Below are 20287 nucleotides of genomic sequence, written 5' to 3' on the forward strand. Positions count from 1 at the left end.
TGTGTTAATTTTATGATCTGCAAAGATAAGTTTGATGTTCGTATTGACTATTTATTTTCAACTTTTTTTCCAAAGAAATGGACAATAAGGTATAGGCTGAGTATGCCAACTGGGAAAATAATCCAATAAGGAACACCATAAGCAGCCGGAATTAGCCCGACAAATATGGAAACAGCACCAACGGTTAAGGCATAGGGCAATTGGGTTCTGACGTGCTCGATATGATTACAGGAACTGGCCAAAGAACTGAGAATAGTCGTATCAGATATTGGCGAGCAGTGATCACCTAGAACTGATCCTGCAAGTATCGCAGAAACGGTGATATAGAAGATGTTCATCGACTCCATATCGATCATACCAAAACTATGGCTTAGATGCCAGGACGCGGGTAAGATTAGAGGGTAGAGTATGGCCATGGTTCCCCAGGATGAACCTGTTGAGAAAGCAATGACTGCCGCAAGAACAAAGGTGAGTGCGGGTAAAAGTTGTGGTGCAATGTTGACAGAAATAAGTATGTTTGAGATAAAATCAGCTGTATGCAAGTCTTTGGTAATGTCGGCTAAAGCCCAGGCCAAAATCAGGATAAGTATGGCGGTGAGCATGGTTTTAAATCCTTTAAGTAAGCTATCACTGGTTTCCTGCAAGCTCATGATTTTTTGTCCAAGAGTTAAGGCTACAGCTGCTAATACAGCAGATAATGACGACCAAAGAAGAGCCGAGTAGGAGTCAGAAGCTCCGATTACATGTGATAGTTTTTTGCCAAATCCCAAACTGGTATCTGCCCATACACTGGCATCCCATCCTGTATATAATAAGCCAGCTAAAGTTCCTAATATGACTATAAGAATTGGAATTCCTGCATTATACCATTTAGGGGTGATATCTGCGGCCATTTCCAATTCATTATCACCATTAGAGCTTTGAATATTCGAATCCTGACTACTTATATGATTTTGTCGAGCTAATTTTTCTGCCTTATACATTGGTCCATAATCTTTACCTTTATATATAAGGAAGAGCATAAAGATCAAGGTGAAAAAAGGATAAAATCGACTGGGAAGAGAATTCAAGAAAATACTGTAAGGACTTTCGCTCACGTTAATTTGTACGGTTGCTGACTGGATATAGCTCAATTCAATACCTATCCAGGTTGTAATCATAGCCACAGAAGCCACAGGAGCAGCCGTTGAGTCTACGATATATGCAAGTTTTTCTCTGGAGACCTTTAGCCTATCAGTAACAGGGCGCATTGTATTTCCCACAACAAGAGTATTGGCATAATCATCGAAAAAAATCAGAACACCTAGAAACCACGTAACCAGTTGCCCTGATTTGGCTGTGTTTGCAAAGCGTGATAAAATATTTACGATACCCTGCATGCCACCATTTCTCGAAATGAGAGTGACCATAGAACCAATCAGCATGGAAAACACGATAATTGAAATGTGGCCTGAATCATGTACTGAATTGATGACATAAGTATCTGAAATGGCAAATATTGCCTTGAAGAATGCGATGAATATGGAAGTACCTTTATAGGAATAAATGATAAGTGTTCCGGTGAATAGGCCAATAAACAGGGCTAATAAGACTTCTTTAAAAAAGAGTGCCATTAAAATAGCGATGAGAGGTGGCAGTATGGAGAGCCATAGTGGGATAGGATTTATCTCAATAGTATCAGCAAATTCACCAATTTGAATCTGGACGACTTCTTTTTGAGTGAACTTGTATTTTAGTTTTAGGTTCGAATCCTCTATTTCGTATGTCGTGTTATTCCCATTAATGAGAATTTGAAGTTGATCTGATTTTATTTGATCAATGAAACTGGCATTGGTTTTAATCGTGATGGTTTGTTTAACCTTTGCGACAATGATAGAAGGATATTCAACCGAAAAGGGATTCGTTTGATCGGCAAAACTTTTAAAATTATAAAATGAGACCAGAAGGAGTAGGGGGAGAACCGTCTTTCTTAATAACTGAATCATATAGGGTGATATTTAGGTTAGTAACCCTAAATATATAAATTATAATCAGTTTGATTTTATGATTTTTGCAGTTTTATCCGAAAGGCTTTTATCTTTTATGGGTTAAGATGTGAAATCAATCTTTAGAATTATTCTCAGGATTTAAGAAAATATAAATTGGACGTTTTTAACTGGCGATATTTTCCCCCATTTTAACTGTTGTTTCTAATCCACTATGGGTATTATCCAACAAATCCTGATCTATTTTTACTTTACCTTTTTCGAAAAATAAGACGATGGTTGATCCTCCAAATGCAAAATAACCTTTTTCACTCCCCTTTTTCACTGTTGTATTGGCCTGATAGGTTTGAAGAATACTTCCAACCATGCTGGCACCCACTTCAGAGATGATTACATCGCCATAATCATCCGTTTGTAATGTGCTATAAACCCTTGTGTTCTGACAAAAAATCTGCAAACTCTGTCTTAAAGCTAAAGGGGAAACTGAAAAGTATTTTCCTTTAATCAGTTTTGATTTTGAGATGAGACCATCTGCAGGAAAATGGAAACGGTGATAATCGGCAGGAGCCAAGCGAACAATTATCATAGCGCCATCGGCATATTTTTTTGCCAGATGATTGTTTTTTAAAAAACTTGAGATGGTAAATTGAGAGCCTTTTATAAAGAACGAAGCCACATCGGTCATCGACTGAAATGCAAGTATTTTCCCATCAGAAGGGGAGACGAAAGCATCACCTATAGGTCTTTTTGAAACTTCAATTTTACGGTAAAAGAAATCATTGAAATTTTGATATGCACTACTGTCTTTGATCTGATAGATTGAAAGATCAATATTATTTCGCTGAATGAATTTTGTAATTAGTCCTTTTGATAAGCGACTATTCATATACCAACCCCCTAATGAAGAAACAAGTTTTCTTTTCATCAGTAAGTGAAGAGATACTTTCCCAAGAGGCTTATTGTAGAACCAACTTAGTATTTTACCACTTGGTACATATTCCTCTTGTATTTCGTTATTTCTTCTATTCTTAAAAAAAATTGGCTCCATATATTCGAATCTACTTGTCATCAACTCCGTTTCCGAAAGCTGATGGACCAATGCATCACATTTAGTACAATAATCAACAAAGATGCAACTTTTACATTTATTAAGAGAAAAAAAAACATCATTCTAAGCATGATCTTATCTTTATAGCATTAAAAATTCTAATTTGAGCTTCATTTTTCATCTATCGCAATTTGCAATTCTGTTTGAGAATTGTTTTTTGCATCAAAGAGCAGGTCTCTTTTTTTTGATTCCTAAGCGATTTTGTTTACTTTGACTCTATAAAATTTATGAGGGGTGGACGAATTATTTAATATATTTCGATTTGGATCGAATGATGTAAAACCAGCGAAAGGAAAGGTGTTAATTGCTGAACCATTTTTAGAAGGTCGATATTTTAAACGATCAGTGGTTTTGTTAACTGAATTTTCTGAGGATGGGGCTGTTGGTTTTGTTTTGAATAAACCTACTCATTTGAATATAAACGAACTTTTAACGGATTTGGATGTTTTTGAGAGCGAAGTGTTTGTGGGAGGTCCAGTTCAAAATAATCAGATTTATTATTTGCATACAGTACCTGAGTTGATTCCAAATTCGTTTCAGATTTTCGATAATCTTTATTGGGGTGGTGATTTTGCCATTTTGAAGGAATTGGTGTACAATAAAAAAATTGAACGCGATCAGATTCGTTTTTTTGCAGGCTATTCAGGCTGGAGTGCAGGTCAGCTTGAAGATGAAATTAAGGAAAATTCATGGTTGGTGAGTTCTCTTGGAATGAAAGAAATTATGGCTGTAAACAATGACGATATTTGGCAAAAAGCTTTGACTCAATTGGGTGGTAATTATAAGGTCTGGGCCAATTTCCCAAAGGATCAAAGCATGAATTAGAGTTTGGAATTTAATTCTTAGGAAAGGCCTTTTTATTTAGTTCTTCAATTAAAACTTTTGCACTTCTATTGAAGTAGCGTCTTTCTTCATAGGCGACGACCCATCGAATTCCGACAATTGCATTGGTTAAGAAAATTTCATCAGCGTCCATTAACTGTTCCGGTTTCATAATACAGTCATCATAAACTGTGATGCCAAGGTTTAATGCAATCTGAATAATTTGTTCGCGCATAATGCCATTTATGGCACCGCTTTCAAGCGATGGAGTATACAGAATCCCATCCTTAACGATAAAAAGATTTGAGCTTACACTCTCTACCAGATTTTGTCTTTCGTTCAGTAATAAACAATCATCCCATTTCATCTCAGTTTTGTGTAAGCCTGCTAAAATAAAAGGTAGCGAGTTGCCTGTTTTAAATCCAGATAGCGAGTTGGATGCTTTTTTATAAGAATCAAACAGGCCAATTTTCAATCCTTTTTTATTCAAATAATAGTTTGGCGAATCTAATTTCGAACTCTCTATTAAAAATGAAATGCGATTGGTTTGGGGTGTGTAGAGCCCCCCTGAGTTTCTGAAAACACTTAAACGTATACGCGTGCCTAAAAAGGATTTGTTCTTTGTAATTAGGTTTTTAATATTGGTTTCAATTGTATGAGAGAAATTATCCGGAATTTCCATTCGTAAATGCGACATCCCCAGTTGAAGGCGCTCCATATGTTCCTCGAAGAATTGGATTTGTGTGCCATTGCAATGGATGGTTTCAAATAATGAATCCCCGTAACGAAATGCTCTGTTGTCTGCCGTGAACAGAGCTGTCGTATCCGGATAGAATATACCGTTATAGCAAAGTTGCTGTGAGTTCATACTATATCTCTCCCTTTAGTATTTTGTCGCAATAGATCGAAATATCTTGGTTTGCCTCTATTTTTATTCCTTTGATTCCTGCGGCTTCAGCTGCCTCAATATCTCGTTTGCTGTCACCAATAAGATAGGATGTTTTAAGATCAATGTTATATTTTCTGACTGCTTGATTAATCATATAAGGGCTAGGTTTTCTGCATTTACAGGCAGCTACACTGTCGTGATGAGGACAGTAGTAGATTTCCTGAAAACGAATATTATCCTCCAGCAATTTAGCTTCAAGATGAGCATGGATATTATCGACATCCTCACAGGAATAAATTCCTTTGGCAACACCCCCTTGATTGCTAATTATAAAAAGCATATAACCAGCTTCCTGAAAGCGCTTAAGAGAATTTACAATTCCCTTATTGATGATAAAATCCTCAATTTTATAAATATAATAGTGGCCAATATCTGAATTGATGACCCCATCGCGATCAAGAAAAATTGCTTTTTGCATTTTGAATCCTTAAAATAATTTCTGCAAAAATAAAGAGAATAATTCTGGTTTTACAAGAATAGGAAATAGAAAACCGAATAGAGCACCGTAAAAATGGCTGCTATGTCCAATGTTATCTATTTGTTTTTTACTCATATAATAGGAGTAAGCAAGATACAGAACCCCAAATACAATACCTGGAATGGGTATTACAAAAAAGAAATATAAGAGTTGCCAGGGGTCGAAAAATATTGTTGCAAACACAATGGCTGAGGTCGCACCCGATGCGCCTAACGCATTATAATTATAATCGTTTGCATATCTTTTTAAATCGTAAAGACTTGAGAAAATAATGCTGCATATATAGAGCGCAATAAAATAAAAAGTACTTGCCCCTAAGTAGTACTGAAAGTAATTTTCCAGCGCTTTACCAAAGAAAAATAAAACGATCATATTCACCAACAAATGGTTCCAATTGGCATGTAGAAAGGCATGTGTGAGTATGCGGTACCACTGACCACGTTTTAAAATCTGATAGGCATTGAATTGGTAGCGATAAAGTAGCTCGGTTTTGTTAAAGGCCGTAATTGAAATGAATACTGTAATGGCTATGATGAGAGTGGTCATGATCTAATAACTTGATGTAAATTAATAATAGAATACGGCTTGTTTAAAATACTTAGAATGAATCTACCAATTTAACAACAAGAGAGGCACTTCTGGTATTGAAGCCAATAACTTTCTTTTCGATTCGGTTAGCTGGAATACCTTGTGAAATCAGATAATTCATAGCTTCAGTAGCTCTTTTTAAGCATAATTCTTTGTTTTTCCGATTACCTCGATCAACCTTCGTACTTGCTCTAATTTCAATAAGAATATCCGGGTTATGGTTTAGTATTTCGATAACATTATTTAATTCTCCTTTTGTAATCTCCTTTAATAACCAACCCTCATTAGGAAATGTGGAGGTGCGTAATTCAATTGTTTGGTTCCCCTTGGTTTGAATAAGGTCAACAGATTGGATTTCGTCATAGGTATAATTGGTTAGAACTGTGGTAAAATACCCTGGCTTCGAAACAATTAAATTGTAATAATTTCCTGTATCGACATCCATTGAGAAATTACCGTTTTCATCAGTCATACAAGATGTTGAAAGTTTATATGTTTTATTAACAACTTCAACCTTGGCATCTTGGATTGGGGTTGAGGAAAATTGGTTTTTAACAAATGCCTTAATATTGGCCCAAGGTGATTCTTCCAATCGAATTTGGATATTTTTATTTTTTGATAAATTTTGTGGGAAATACAGGACACGTTTGGTTTTAAAACCTTTTTTCTGAATAATCAGACTGTATTTTCGATCTTTAAAAATATTAAATTTAAAACTTCCGTCTGGATTGTTATAGGTCTTGTCCAGTACAATATTCCTATCAACAAGAAAGATGGCCACACTGTCGATTGGTTTATTGGAGCCAATTTTGGATACAACACCTCTGAGTGTATTTAGTTTTGCAATGTTTTTCTTGAATTCAAAAACATCATCATTCCCATTTCTGTTGGATGAGAAATAGCCAACTTTGTTTTTGAAATCATACATGTAAGCAAAGTCATCCTTGGGTGAGTTGAACGGGAAGCCAATATTTACAGGATATTTCCAATGGTTTTTTTCAAAGGTTGTTTTGAAAATATCTAAACCACCAAGACCTATATGTCCGTTTGATGCAAAATACAGAAAGCCATCTTCACAGATGTAGGGAAACATCTCGTCCCCCGATGTATTAACACTTGGGCCTAAATTGATTGGTGGGCCCCATGTAAAACCTTGTTTGCGACAATAATAAATATCACTACCTCCGTATCCACCGGGCATATTCGAAATAAAGAATAATAGTTTACCGTTTTTCGAAATAGAAGGATGTCCTGTTGAATAGTCATCTCCGGCATATTGAAATAATTCGGGTTTGTCCCACTCTCCTTTAGAATGCCGGGACATATAGATATTTAGTTGATCTTGACCATTTACATCTACTGTCCCTTTATTTCGTGTAAAATAAATGAATTCTTCGTTAGACGAAAATGAAGCAGAGCCTTCGTGATACTTTGTACATAAATCCTCGGATAGTAGTTTAGGAATTGAATATTTCGATCCTAATTTTTTTGTGTAATAAAGGTTGAAATAGCAATCTCTGCTCTCTTTATTGATTTGTTTGGAATATTTATTGGGACGACCAGAAACTATAACTAAACCATCCTTATACAGTGAGGTTGCATAATCCGTTTGAGCTGTATTTATATTTATTGGTTTGGCAATATACAGGCTGTCGTCTGTAATTTCAGTAATCAAATTACATGCCTGAATATGTTGAAGTACAATTTCATTATATGGGTTAAGTTTGCTGTATTTGATATACCATTCTTTCGCTTCGCTATATTTATGCGTTTTTTTTAGCAAGCTGGCATAGTTTAGATAGTCAATAGCTTCTGCATTTGAAGCATTAACCATTCTTTTGACAAGCATTAAAGCTTTATCTTCCTGATTGGTTTCACTGTAACAATAAATGAGATTTCTTTTGACCGATTTATCATTATGGTTCTGAATATATTCTTTCAGAAAGGGTATAGCCAGACTGTACTCTTTCTTTTCAAAGTGATGTTGACCTTTCTCCAGGTCTCTGTCCTGTGCAAAAACAAAGATCGGTGATATGGAAAATACAAAGGCAATTAAAATTGTTGTTAGCAATTTCTTATTCATAACTTAAATATCTAGTCAATAAAATTTGAAGCTTAAGTGTTAACCATCTGAACGAGACAAGTTTTAAACGGAACAGAATGCAAAATACACAACTTTAGAAAAATCTAGGTGATGTATAGTTACTTTTCTTCAAAGATATCTTATAATTTATAAAAATTTCATGGCTCGTGTGGTCCCCGCGTTTTATTTTATCGAGACTATTCTCATAGGAATAGCTAATTCCTAATTTAGAATTGAACTCATAACCCATATTGATAGACCAATATTTTTCTGCGCGATAACTACATCCTGCAAAAATACCATTTATATGATAAAAAATAAGATTAAAGTTATAATCTAATGTAGAGTTTAGTGAAGAAAAAAGCAGTATTGATGGTTCGACTTGAATTTTGGTGTTAACTTTTAAGTTGATGTCAGTATTTAAATAAAAATAGATGTCCTTAAATTCAAAGTTGATATTTTTATTTAAACTATTTTCGTAAGGGTAAGTGTCTTGTAGTAAGCGCGGTGCAGAAAATCCAATATGGAATTTTGGCGAGTAATAAGAAAAACCTAGACCAAAATTTGGAGTAATGCTACTGACGTTCATATTTGGAATGGAGGGATCATCTCCATTAAAACTCGGATCGTAAGTTCTAAGTTCAGTCCATCGGATTTCCTTATTTATGATTCCTGCCTGAAATCCGAGAGCAAAAATACGTTCTTTCTCCAGGTTAATTTTATAGGCATAGTTAGCAAAAAAGCCCGTTTCATTCAGAATTCCAATTTCATTATTGTATATCATGCCAGCGATTCCAATTTTAATATTGTTTAATGGGGCATGTGCTGACAATATTGCAGATACAGGAGCGCCTTTTACTCCAGTCCATTGCTTGTGATATCCCATGGCAATTTCCATATAGGATTTATTGCCGGAGAAGGATGGATTCGTAAATATTTCGTTCAGATTATAATTGGTGAAAAGAATATTTTCCTGAGAAAAAAGCTTTGGGGTTGTTGAAAAAAGACATATCAATATCATCAGAATATACCAACTGATGATATGAAGTCGATTTTTCATTCAGTAATAAGCTAGTTTATATTATAGTTTAAAACTCACGGTAATTACCTACAATCTGTTAGCCGATATAGTAATGGTTATATCTATTTTTTGATAATGATATAGCCGCTTTTAAGGTATTTTTTATCCTTAATTATGAGTTTGAAAAAATATGTTCCAGGAGGTAATTTGTCTCCAGGGCCTAGCTTCACACCAGTTTTACCGTAACTTCCATCCCAAGCGTCATCGTTCGAATAGTTACTTTTGTCGAAAACTTTTGTACCCCAACGGGAGAAAACGATAAATTCATTAATCGGGTAATTTTCTATGCCTTTAATGTAGAATTTATCATTAATATTATCTCCGTTAGGAGAGAATGCAGAAGGAATTAATATATCGACCTTATTAGGATCTTTAACATCAACAAGAATATAGGCCCGACTGCACTGGCTTTTGTTATCGCAAATTTCATAGAAGACGGTATCAACCCCAAAACTATCTTCATATGGATAAAATACCATCAAAGAATTGTTTTCAATTAAATAGGCTTTTCCGGCTTGATCGTTTTGACGAAGAATTTTGGTTTGCGTAAAATCCAGGGTTGATGAAGAGTAAATATCGTTTTCGAGGAAGACTATTTCAATATAGTTTACTTCGTCTATAATTGTTTTATTGTTAATTGAAACTGAATCGTTTTTTGCTATCGGGGGGGTACCATCTTGGCCAAAACTAGTTGCTGGACCAAACAAAAGAACTAATATGAATGAAAGAGTAAAAATTGATTTCATAGTTAAATATAAATTCTTTATTGATGGATGTATGAAATTCATACACGAAAAAAAGAAATTAACAATATATTATATCTATTATTCATTTACTCGAACTGGGTAAACGAAATGTATTATTAAAGATAATAGATTTGTTGAAATATTGCTAATGTAGTGTTTTGAATATTAACTCTTTTAATAAATCTCCATTTTTAGAACTGACATTTCCGATCCCTTTTGATTTTAAATCGTATTCTCTGAGAAGATTTATAATTGAAACCAATTTCTTTGGATGGTATAGTTTTGCTGCTGATTTATAGTCTTTTACGAAAAATGGATTAATGCCAAGTGCAGAAGCGACACTATTATCATTTGTTTTATTTTTTAAAAAATGAAATTTTAAAATTTTTGAAAAATAGGAGTGTAGCAAGGCAATTGTGACATAAATTGGGTGCTTTTTTTCATTTGTAGAGAAGTAATTTATGATTTGATTTGCTTTTAGAACGTCTTTTTTGCCCAATGCATTTTGTAATTCAAAATTGTTAAAGTCTTTTGAAATACCAATGTTTTTTTCAATATCGTCAGCTGTAATTGTATTTCCCTGGGGAATATTAATGCTTAGCTTGTCGAGTTCATTCGAAATTTTATTTAAGTCGTTTCCCAGAAATTCAGAGAGTAAAATACTGGCTTTGGTATCAATTTTTAGTTTGAGACCATTTGTATATTTTGTTATCCAATCAGGCAACTGATTTTCGTATATCTTTTTCGATTCGAAAAGGATACCCAACTGAGCTATATTTTTAGTAAATGCTTTTCTTTTGTCTAATGATTTATATTTGTAATTAATCACAAGAATGGTTGATTGAAGTGGATTTTTAATGTACGAATCCAATAGTTCAATATTTTTTAGATGTTGAGCTTCTTTAACCACGACAAGTTGTCGGCTTGCCATCATAGGAAAACGGCGAGCTGTATCAATAATGTTTGCGATATCGGCATCCTTACCGTAAAAAATACTTTGATTAAAATCACGCTCGGCTTCAGGCAAAGCATTTTCCAATATGTAATCGGTAATTTTATCGATGTAAAAACTTTCTTCGCCCATTAAAAAATAGATAGGCGCATATTCTTGTTTTTTAATACTGCTGTATATTTCTTCAAATGTCATGTAGAGCTGTTGAATAGTTTGGTTTTGAATGAAGTTTTTTTTAGAACCTTAAATGTTTCACCGATTCCTTATTATGCATTACTTCTTTTAAGGCATCAATTCCCGTTTGGATGTGTTGATTCACAAAAAGATTGGTGACTTCGGCATCGCTACGATCTGTTTTTACGCCTGTTGAAATCATGGGTTGATCAGAAACCAGTAAGACAGCACCTGAAGGTATTTCATTAAAAAAACCAACCGTAAATATGGTTGCAGTCTCCATATCGATAGCCATTGCACGGGTTTTAGCCAGATATTTTTTAAACCGTTCGTCAAATTCCCAAACCCTTTTGTTTGTGGTGAAAACGGTTCCTGTCCAATATTTTATGTTTTTATCTGCAATAACCTGTGAAACTGCTCGTTGTAGTCCAAATGCGGGTAGGGCGGGTATCTCAGGAGGCAGGTAGTCATTTGAAGTTCCTTCACTACGAATGGCTGCAATAGGGAGAATCAAATCACCCAGTTTATTCTTTTTCTTAAGTCCCCCACATTTTCCCAAAAATAAGACACCTTTGGGTTTTATGGCACTCAATAAATCCATTATTGTAGCAGCATTGGGGCTCCCCATTCCGAAATTAATCATGGTGATTCCCTCTGCAGAAACATTTGGCATGGCTTTATCTTCTCCCAGAATGGTAGCATTATATTTATTGGCAAATATTTCGAGATAACCACTGAAATTAGTCAAAAGAATATAGGGGTCAAAATCCTTAAGTGCCCGACCTGTATAACGGGGCAGCCAGTTCTGTACAATTTCTTCTTTTGTCTTCATATGCTGGATGATTTGCTTTCTTAACTTTAATCAAGAGCTGATAAAATCTGTATATTTGTTTTCAATATAATTAAAATATGGACAAACTAAATCTACCCACTTATAATTTTAATATCAAATTAGAAGGACAAAGAAAGCTAATTTTTGATAGTATAAGAAGGAAGTTTGTGGTATTAACACCTGAAGAGTGGGTGAGACAGAATTTCATTTCTTATTTAGTGGATGAAAAGAATTATCCCAAGGGATTGATTGCTGTAGAAAAAAAAGTTGATGTAAATAGGATGCCACAACGGAGTGATATAGTCTTATATAACAATAAGGGGATTCCTCTTATAATTGTTGAGTGTAAGGCTGTTAGTGTGAAAATATCACAGGCTGCATTTAATCAAATTGCACGTTATAATATGAAATTGAAAGTTCCTTACCTTGTTGTAACCAATGGATTAAATCATTATTGTTGTCATATTGATTACGAACAGAACAGCTTTGAGTTTATCCCTGAAATCCCTGATTATAAGTCTTTACAATAATACTGATAAAAGATTGAAATCCAGTTTTCAGAAAGAGTTCTGAAGACTGGATTTTACTTTTATATGTTGATGTATCAATAATTTTCCGATTGCTAATTTCTACTTATGTTAGGAATTAATAAACTGCCTGGATATTGAAATCATATTAATGCTTACACCTTTACTTTAACGACAACTTTGCGAACCTTTGAGCTTTGGTTAAGCCCAATACAAGGCTGATGAAGATCATTGGGAAAAAAGATTCCAAAAGTTCCGGTTTCAAATTTAAATAGAGTTGAGTTTCCCTCATAAAAAGCGTAATCACCTTCATTGTTTTGAGTCAGAAGTTTTTGATTACTTTTTGACACTAAACCAATGTGTTCTTCTCCTGAAATTATATACTGAATATCGATATATTTTGTATGACCTTCAAGTTTGCAAGCTTCTCGTGATTTTGTTGTGTATTCTTGTACCATAGCAAAAACGTCACCCCCTTCAATTTGGTAGGTTCCTAATTCAATTTTAGAAAAATCAGAATTGTTTAGATACTCAAGTCCTAAAGCTATCCGTTCACTGATATTTGCATAAAGCTTTGAGTTTTCAATCTTATCTATTATCATCTTATATCTTTTATATAGTAGTGTGTTTATTATCTTAAATTAAGATCTCAAACTTATCAAATTTATTGAGACGAAAGAAGGCTGTCCAATTGGGCAGCCTTTATTTTTATTGTGATCTTAAATTATGTGTTTTTTTAAAGAAATGGATTAAGCTTTTTTAGCTTTCTTCTCTCTTTTTTCCGCTTTTTTCTCTTTAGCCGTCTTTTGAGGCTCTTTTTTCACGCTCTTTTTTGAATCTTGAGATTTTGCCATGTTATTCTATTATTAAATGAGAGTTCTGGTATTGTACACAGAAGAATGATTGAATCATTTAAGTATAAATTTAGAACTTTATCTCTAATTTTTCTTGTTTGGAGAGATATTAATTCGACTTATGTTACTTGTTACCATACCCAATGAGTTACAGTACTCAACAGATGATGGTTTGCCGCAGACTACTAATTTGATATCCTGATCGAAATGAATTCAGCATTCTTTAATTAGTGATTAATGCAAAATACAAAAGGCCGCCCCTAAGGACAGCCTTTCTATATATTGAGAATGTGAGTTCTCTTAGTTTTGCTTCAAATTTGCTTGAGCAGCTGCTTATCTCTTGTAAAGATGAACTGATAATGCCGATCGATGTTTTAAAATGAATAGCAACCGAAGTGAAGCGATTAATTATTAAAACACATATTGGTATAAACGTGCTATAGGCACATGGAAAGCGTTAATCGTAATTTAACCTACTTAAAACCCAAGTTTTAGTGTGAAAGTATAACTTTTAGGTACAGGTAATGACACGCCTCCAACAAGTTCATATTCGGGATCAATACCATTCAATTTACTGTCAGAATACAATAAGCAAATATTATTTGCCTGTACCGATAATGAGGCCGATTTCAGATCAAACCTTTCAATTATATTTTTAGGAATTTGGTAGGACAATTGAATATTGTTTAATCTAATAAAATCACCTTTTGCTGTTGCTTCAGTACTTAGATTATATAAGTCATACAAATTATCTAACTCATATGGGGCTTGACTTCCATTTTCAAACATCCATCTACTTACAATAGCAGGTATATAAGTATGTTCTTCGTCTCCCGTTAAAACCCATCTATTGTTGAATGAATTCTGAAACGATTGGGTATCGTTATAGTTTGCCTTGTAATTATTATTTACTCGAACAACATTACCAAAAGCATAAGTTAACCCAATCTTTAATGTGAGGTTTCTATATTTGAAGCCGTTTGAAAAACCACCATATACCTTGGGATTTACAGGCCCTTCATATTTTAACACTGACTCGATATCATTCGTGTCGTATAAACTCAAATAATTAATAACTTCATTATTACGTCCATAAAAGGTAGGTATTCCATTCTTATCCAAACCTGCAAATTTTACAGAGTATAATGCCCTATGTGGTTTTCCTTTAAAAGATGCGCCATAAGAAGTTGCTTCAGCAATCGTTATTGAATTATTTGCCCTTTTCACTTCGCTTTTGTATGTACTGATATTCAAGTTAGACCTCCATGAGAAATTTTTTGTTTTCACATTAATTGAATTCAAATTAACCTCAAATCCCCTAGATTTAATCTCTCCTTCATTGGCGTATTTCAATGCCATTCCTCCTACTCCAGAAGTACGATACAAACTAATCAAATCATCCGATTTTCTCTTGTAATAAGCCAGTTCGCCATTCAAGCAATTGGCAAATAGTCCAAACTCCAAAGCCATATTAAGCTCATTCATTTTTCCAGTAGTAAATTCTTGGTTAAGGTTCATTTGAGCAAACTCCTGAGGGATTATATAATCAGAATTCAATTGATCAGGCAAAAGATGAGTCTTTCCATACGACAGCTTCGGACTTAAATAATTAATAATTGATGATTTTTTTAAGAATGCTTCTTCTTTCATGTTCCACCTGGCTGAAAACTGCCAGCTTGGTAAAGCTTTATCCTCTATATAGTTGTAGTCTGATTTATCGGAACGCATCGATCCATGAAAGAAATACTTATCTCTTAGAGAATAGTTAATGTCAACGAAATAAGATAATTGCCTAAAATCATTATCACGACTTGCATTTACAGGAAAAGGTCCACTGTAATTCTCTATTTCGGATTTAGTTTCGTCATCAATTTTTCTATTAATATCAGAAATTTCATGCCCCAATGTGATGTCGAGTCTCTGCAATCCATTCAAGATCGGATTCCATTTGATAAAATTTCGGATATTAAAATTCGTCATCTCCCTGTCAATACCATAACAAACTTCTCCTTCCGGTATGTTTTCCACATTCAGGTATGATGCCACTAAATTAGAATTTGTTGTCACAGTGTGATTGCTTTCGGTATTTGCGTTGCGATATAATACATTGGAATGAAAACTTAACTTTTTGAAAATTTGATAATCCAGATTTATTTGTGCAGAAATATCTTTCACCGAAATATCTGCATAGTTGTTTCTGATTTCATTAATGATATTAAAAGAGGCATAATTTTTTCTAAAAAATTCCAACTCTCCATTTTCATCCCTTGCACGCATACTTCTGCTTGTGGTTAAGGCGTACAAAAACGGATTGATTTCCAATCTTCTCAGATAGGTTCCATTTTCTAAATATTCAGCATCATTCACACCAGGAGTTTGTTGATCTCTCCAATTTGACATCAACTTTGCTCCGACTTTTAATTTATCATTAAAATTATGCTGAATATTTGCATTTATGGTGTTTCTTTTGGTCTCATAACCTATAGCGTAACCATTATCCCTATAATGAGAAAATGAAGTATAAAAAGATGTTTTATCATTACCTCCGGAAATATCAAATGAATGTTGCTGAGTAATATTATTATTGAAAAGTTCGTCGAACCAGTCAGTATTAGCATTTATATAAGGTTCTAAAAATTTCGCTCGTCCTTCCGCAGAATAATCAGCCAGCCATGAAGTTCCATCGAAAGTATTTACAGCTTCAATATATTTTCCAATAACACCGTAGTCTTTAGCTATGTTTAAATCTTGAAGAGATAACCATCCTCTATCAATTAAATCATTATATATATCCATTTCTGATTTAGAATCCAATATATTAAAATCAGAGATATTGGGTTTTCGATTGATTGTAAAGCTTCCTCTATAATTGACTGAGAGTTTCCCCGATTTTCCTTTTCTTGTTGTTACTAGGATAACGCCATTGGCACCGTCGACACCAAAAATTGCTGTAGCCGAAATATCCTTCAATATTTCAATGCTCTCTATATCTTCAGGATTAATGCCAGCAACTGATGAACTGAATACATCTATTAGATTTCCAATATTCAATTCATTCTGGTTAATATTTATCAAGTCAGCCTGTTTTACTCCGTCAATAATCCACAAGGGACGTCCATCACCAATAAAAGATACATTTCCTCTAATAGTAATTCTTGGGGCTGTGCCAAAAGTTGAGGATGTCTTTTTCACATAAACACCTGGAGTGTTTCCATCCAACGAGTAGCTTATGTCTGGATTTTCATTTATAACACTATGTTTATTTGAAAGATGTATCGAATCTCTATCAGCTTTCATTTCAATAAATTTACTTTTGTTTAATTGGAACTGATCTAAATTTGATGCTATTGAAGAATTAACAATAGTGGTGGAAAATACTAACAATACAATTCTACATTTTAGAATTGAAAATTTAATGTGAAAGAGACCTTTGTTTTCCATTCAAGAGGTAATTTTATGTGAAATATTTTAATTTTTGTACAATAATACTTAATTGTTAAAAAGGGGTGAAAAAAATTATATATTTTGTTTCAAAATAGGTTTAATCTAAATAAGTAATTACATCGTAAAACAGCAATTTTAGTATAGTAAAGAATAAGCTTACAGCTACAACAGATATCAATGAATATAATCCTTTTGTGAAATAGCTCTATCTAATTCTAAATTTAACTTCCTTGATTTTATTTTGAAGTCAAGAGTGCATAAGGGGAAAAAGACGATTTGATCCATTATACTGACAGTTACAAAATCCAAGTTTTACTGTTAAAAAGTATTAAGATACGAAAGGCTGCCCTAGGGATAACTTTTCTGTTTAGAATTCACTAGAAGACTAGGTGCATCTATGAAAATAATACATCTTGAGAAAATCATCGGATGAATTAACAAAATTCTCATTATTCATCCGATGATTGAAACCGATTTAGTTTTGCTTCAAGTTTGCTTGAGCAGTAGCTAAACCTACGATAGGCACACAGAAAGGAGAACATGAAACTTGAGCATTTCATATTCCATATCGACTGAGTTCCAGAGACCAACAAATGATGGCTTACGACAGATATTTAATCATCTTATCGCAAATTAATTACCTGATTGGGGGATTGATACAAAATACAAAAGGCCGCCCCTAAGGACAGCCTTTCTATATATTGAGAATGTTAGTTCTCTTAGTTTTGCTTCAAGTTTGCTTGAGCAGCAGCTAAACGTGCGATAGGCACACGGAAAGGAGAACATGAAACGTAATCCATACCCACTGAGTTACAGAACTCAACTGATGATGGCTCACCACCGTGCTCACCACAGATACCTAATTTGATATCAGGACGAGTAGATTTTCCTTTTTCACAACCCATACGTACCAATTGACCGATACCTTCCTGATCTAATACTTGGAAAGGATCGTGCTTAAGGATACCTTTCTCAATGTAGATAGGTAAGAATTTACCAGCATCATCACGAGAATAACCGAATCCCATTTGAGTCAAGTCATTTGTTCCGAATGAGAAGAATTGAGCATGCTCAGCGATTTGATCAGCAGTCAATGCAGCACGAGGAATCTCGATCATTGTACCTACTAAGAAATCAACTTCGATACCTTTTTCAGCGAATACATCAGCAGCAATTCTTCTGATAATCTCTTCCTGCATCTTGAATTCCTTGATTGTACCGATCAATGGAACCATGATCTCTGGCTTAGGATCTTTACCTTTAGCTTTAAGATCACAAGCAGCTTCGATAATAGCACGAGCTTGCATCTCTGTAATCTCTGGGTAAGTGTTACCTAGACGACAACCACGGTGTCCCAACATTGGGTTAAACTCGTGAAGAGACTCAACTTTAGCTTTAACGATAGATACATCGATACCTAATTTTTCAGCCATCTCTTTTTGAGAAGCATCATCGTTAGGAGTAAACTCGTGCAATGGTGGATCCAGTAGACGGATAGTTACACCAAAACCGTCCATAGCTTCAAGAATTCCAGAGAAGTCTTCGCGCTGAACAGGAAGTAATTTAGCCAAAGCAGCCTTACGTCCTTCAACATCTTCTGCAAGAATCATTTCACGCATCTTCCAGATCTTATCGCCTTCGAAGAACATGTGCTCTGTACGACATAGACCAATACCCTTAGCACCGAATTCACGAGCAGTTTGAGCATCAGCAGGCGTATCAGCGTTTGTACGAACGTACATGCGAGTGTTTCTCTCAGCCATGTCCATTACTTTACCGAAATCACCGTCTAATGTTGGAGTGATAGTAGCAACTTTACCTTCGTAAACAATACCAGTAGTACCGTTCAATGAGATGAAATCACCTTCTTTGTACTCAACACCGTTGATAGTCATTGAAGAACCAGTAACTAAAGTGCCAGCAGCAGAAGAGATACAACATTTACCCATACCACGAGCAACTACAGCAGCGTGAGAAGTCATACCACCACGCTCAGTAAGAATACCTTCAGCAGCATACATACCTTTCAAGTCTTCTGGAGAAGTCTCGCGACGTACAAGAATAACTTTTTTACCAGCAGCAGCCCACTCTTCAGCAGCTTCTGCAGAGAATACGATTTGACCTGTAGCCGCACCTGGAGAAGCTGGAAGACCTTTAGAAAGTTCTTTAGCAGCAGCAAGAGCAGACTCTTCGAATACTGGGTGAAGAAGCTCATCTAATTTGTTTGGCTCTTGACGTAAAATAGCAGTGTTCTCGTCAATAAGACCTTGCTCTAGCATATCTACAGCCATCTTAACCATAGCAGCACCAGTACGCTTACCAGAACGAGTTTGCAACATCCAAAGCTTACCTTGTTGGATAGTGAACTCCATATCCTGCATATCAGTGTAGTGATCTTCAAGCTTCTGCTGGATAGTATCTAGCTCCTTATAAAGCTCAGGCATTGCTTCTTCCAATGAAAGGAAGTTAGCTTTACGATCTTCTTCAGAAGTACCGTTACGCTCAGCCCAACGCTTAGAACCAACAACAGTAATTTCAAGAGGAGTACGAACACCAGCAACAACGTCTTCACCCTGTGCGTTGATCAAGTACTCACCATTGAATTGGTCTTCACCAGTAGCAGCATCACGAGAGAAACAAACTCCTGTTGCAGAAGTCTCACCCATGTTACCATATACCATAGCCTGTACATTTACAGCAGTACCCCACTCGTCAGGAATATTCTCCATACGACGGTAAAGAATAGCACGCTCAGTATTCCATGAATCAAATACAGCGCAAACAGAACCCCAAAGCTGCTCCCAAGGACAAGTAGGGAAATCAACACCAGCGTGTTTACGTACAACGGCTTTATAAGCTTCTACAAGTTCCTTAAGATCTTCAGCAGTAAGTTCAGTATCTAATTTGTAACCTTTAGCTTCTTTCATCTCATCAAGTACAACTTCAAATGGATTGTGTTGTCCTTCTTCAGCCTCAACACCCATTACTACGTCACCGTACATGTGGATGAAACGACGATATGAATCGTAAGCAAATTTTTCGTTTCCTGATTGTTCAGCTACAATTTTTACTGTATCATCATTCATACCAAGGTTAAGAACAGTGTTCATCATACCTGGCATAGAAGCACGAGCACCAGAACGAACAGATAGCAACAATGGAAAACCATCTTTAGCATCAAATTTCGCGTTCATAGCTTTTTCAGTGTCAGCTACAGCAGCCTCAACTTGCTCTTTAATCATTGCAACAACAGCATCTTTTCCAAGCTTGTTGTAGTCAGTACAAACGTCAGTAGTGATTGTGAAACCAGCAGGAACTGGTACACCAATTAGGTTCATTTCAGCAAGGTTAGCTCCCTTACCTCCAAGCAAATTTTTCATGTCTGCTCTACCTTCGGCTTTACCGTCACCAAAAGTATAAACGTACTTAGTACTCATAATTATCGCTTTTTAGTTTTAATGTTATTTCATGAATAAATTAAAGCATTCAATAACAATTATATATTAACTTATAATCTTCAAAATCTTAAATTTACAAGACTTTGTTGCCAAATATGCCTTGAAAATTGTACACAAAAGTAGTGTTCTTTTTTTAAAAAAGGAAGTAAAGAACAGACAATCTAACTGTCTTTTTTCAAATGATTTAGACTTTTATTTTTCAAACG

The 20287-nt window shown here is 34.9% G+C and carries 15 protein-coding genes; 2 read left to right on the plus strand and 13 right to left on the minus strand.

Annotated features, from left to right (window positions below; translation table 11 throughout):
* Nucleotides 1-47 precede the first annotated feature (47 nt).
* Both EO244_RS04075 and asd read right to left on the minus strand, forming a co-directional pair.
* Nucleotides 48-1985, minus strand: a complete 1938-nt coding sequence (locus EO244_RS04075) for a Na+/H+ antiporter NhaC family protein (RefSeq protein WP_129253193.1) — start codon at nt 1983-1985, stop codon at nt 48-50.
* A 166-nt stretch (nt 1986-2151) separates the two neighbouring features.
* A complete protein-coding gene (asd, locus tag EO244_RS04080) occupies nt 2152-3054 on the minus strand; it encodes an archaetidylserine decarboxylase (RefSeq protein ID WP_129253195.1) in 903 nt (300 codons plus the stop codon).
* A gap of 273 nt (nt 3055-3327) precedes the next feature.
* On the opposite strand from asd, the gene EO244_RS04085 reads away from it, so the two are divergent.
* Nucleotides 3328-3918: a YqgE/AlgH family protein gene (locus EO244_RS04085; protein WP_129253197.1), complete on the plus strand. Its 591-nt coding sequence runs from the start codon at nt 3328-3330 to the stop codon at nt 3916-3918.
* Nucleotides 3919-3928: 10 nt separating this feature from the next.
* Here the strand turns inward: EO244_RS04085 and EO244_RS04090 are convergent, their stop codons facing one another.
* The 8 genes from EO244_RS04090 to EO244_RS04125 all read right to left on the minus strand — a co-directional run bounded on the left by EO244_RS04090 (nt 3929) and on the right by EO244_RS04125 (nt 11798).
* Nucleotides 3929-4783: an aminotransferase class IV gene (locus EO244_RS04090; RefSeq protein WP_129253199.1), complete on the minus strand. Its 855-nt coding sequence runs from the start codon at nt 4781-4783 to the stop codon at nt 3929-3931.
* A 1-nt stretch (nt 4784) separates the two neighbouring features.
* Nucleotides 4785-5282 (minus strand): D-glycero-alpha-D-manno-heptose-1,7-bisphosphate 7-phosphatase, encoded by a 498-nt coding sequence (locus EO244_RS04095; protein WP_129253201.1) that lies wholly within the window; start codon nt 5280-5282, stop codon nt 4785-4787.
* 9 nt (nt 5283-5291) lie between these two features.
* Complete coding sequence (locus EO244_RS04100; protein WP_206734475.1) at nt 5292-5888, minus strand: rhomboid family intramembrane serine protease; 597 nt, start codon at nt 5886-5888, stop codon at nt 5292-5294.
* Between the two features lie 52 nt (nt 5889-5940).
* Complete coding sequence (locus EO244_RS04105; protein WP_129253205.1) at nt 5941-8013, minus strand: carboxypeptidase regulatory-like domain-containing protein; 2073 nt, start codon at nt 8011-8013, stop codon at nt 5941-5943.
* 94 nt (nt 8014-8107) lie between these two features.
* On the minus strand, nt 8108-9073 hold the full coding sequence (locus EO244_RS04110) for a PorP/SprF family type IX secretion system membrane protein (protein WP_129253207.1): 966 nt from the start codon (nt 9071-9073) through the stop codon (nt 8108-8110).
* Between the two features lie 83 nt (nt 9074-9156).
* The gene (locus tag EO244_RS04115) at nt 9157-9840 is read right to left on the minus strand and encodes a gliding motility-associated C-terminal domain-containing protein (RefSeq protein ID WP_164977398.1); all 684 of its coding nucleotides are present in this window, start codon (nt 9838-9840) and stop codon (nt 9157-9159) included.
* Nucleotides 9841-9985: 145 nt separating this feature from the next.
* Nucleotides 9986-10987 (minus strand): DNA polymerase III subunit delta, encoded by a 1002-nt coding sequence (gene holA, locus EO244_RS04120; RefSeq protein WP_129253211.1) that lies wholly within the window; start codon nt 10985-10987, stop codon nt 9986-9988.
* A gap of 40 nt (nt 10988-11027) precedes the next feature.
* Complete coding sequence (locus EO244_RS04125) at nt 11028-11798, minus strand: AMP nucleosidase (protein WP_129253213.1); 771 nt, start codon at nt 11796-11798, stop codon at nt 11028-11030.
* Between the two features lie 77 nt (nt 11799-11875).
* Here EO244_RS04125 and EO244_RS04130 point away from each other — a divergent pair, with 77 nt between their 5' ends.
* Nucleotides 11876-12328 carry a type I restriction enzyme HsdR N-terminal domain-containing protein gene (locus EO244_RS04130; RefSeq protein ID WP_129253215.1) on the plus strand — a complete coding sequence of 151 codons (453 nt, stop codon included), beginning with the start codon at nt 11876-11878 and terminating at the stop codon, nt 12326-12328.
* Nucleotides 12329-12480: 152 nt separating this feature from the next.
* Here the strand turns inward: EO244_RS04130 and EO244_RS04135 are convergent, their stop codons facing one another.
* The 3 genes from EO244_RS04135 to ppdK form a co-directional block, all read right to left on the minus strand.
* Entirely contained in the window at nt 12481-12927 is a 447-nt protein-coding gene (locus EO244_RS04135; protein WP_129253216.1) for a YhcH/YjgK/YiaL family protein, read from the minus strand.
* Nucleotides 12928-13656: 729 nt separating this feature from the next.
* Nucleotides 13657-16476, minus strand: a complete 2820-nt coding sequence (locus tag EO244_RS04145; RefSeq protein ID WP_164977399.1) for a SusC/RagA family TonB-linked outer membrane protein — start codon at nt 16474-16476, stop codon at nt 13657-13659.
* 866 nt (nt 16477-17342) lie between these two features.
* Complete coding sequence (gene ppdK / locus EO244_RS04150; RefSeq protein ID WP_129253222.1) at nt 17343-20060, minus strand: pyruvate, phosphate dikinase; 2718 nt, start codon at nt 20058-20060, stop codon at nt 17343-17345.
* Nucleotides 20061-20287: the final 227 nt, after the last annotated feature.

The sequence above is a fragment of the Ancylomarina salipaludis genome (assembly GCF_004122035.1).
GTDB lineage: Bacteria > Bacteroidota > Bacteroidia > Bacteroidales > Marinifilaceae > Ancylomarina > Ancylomarina salipaludis.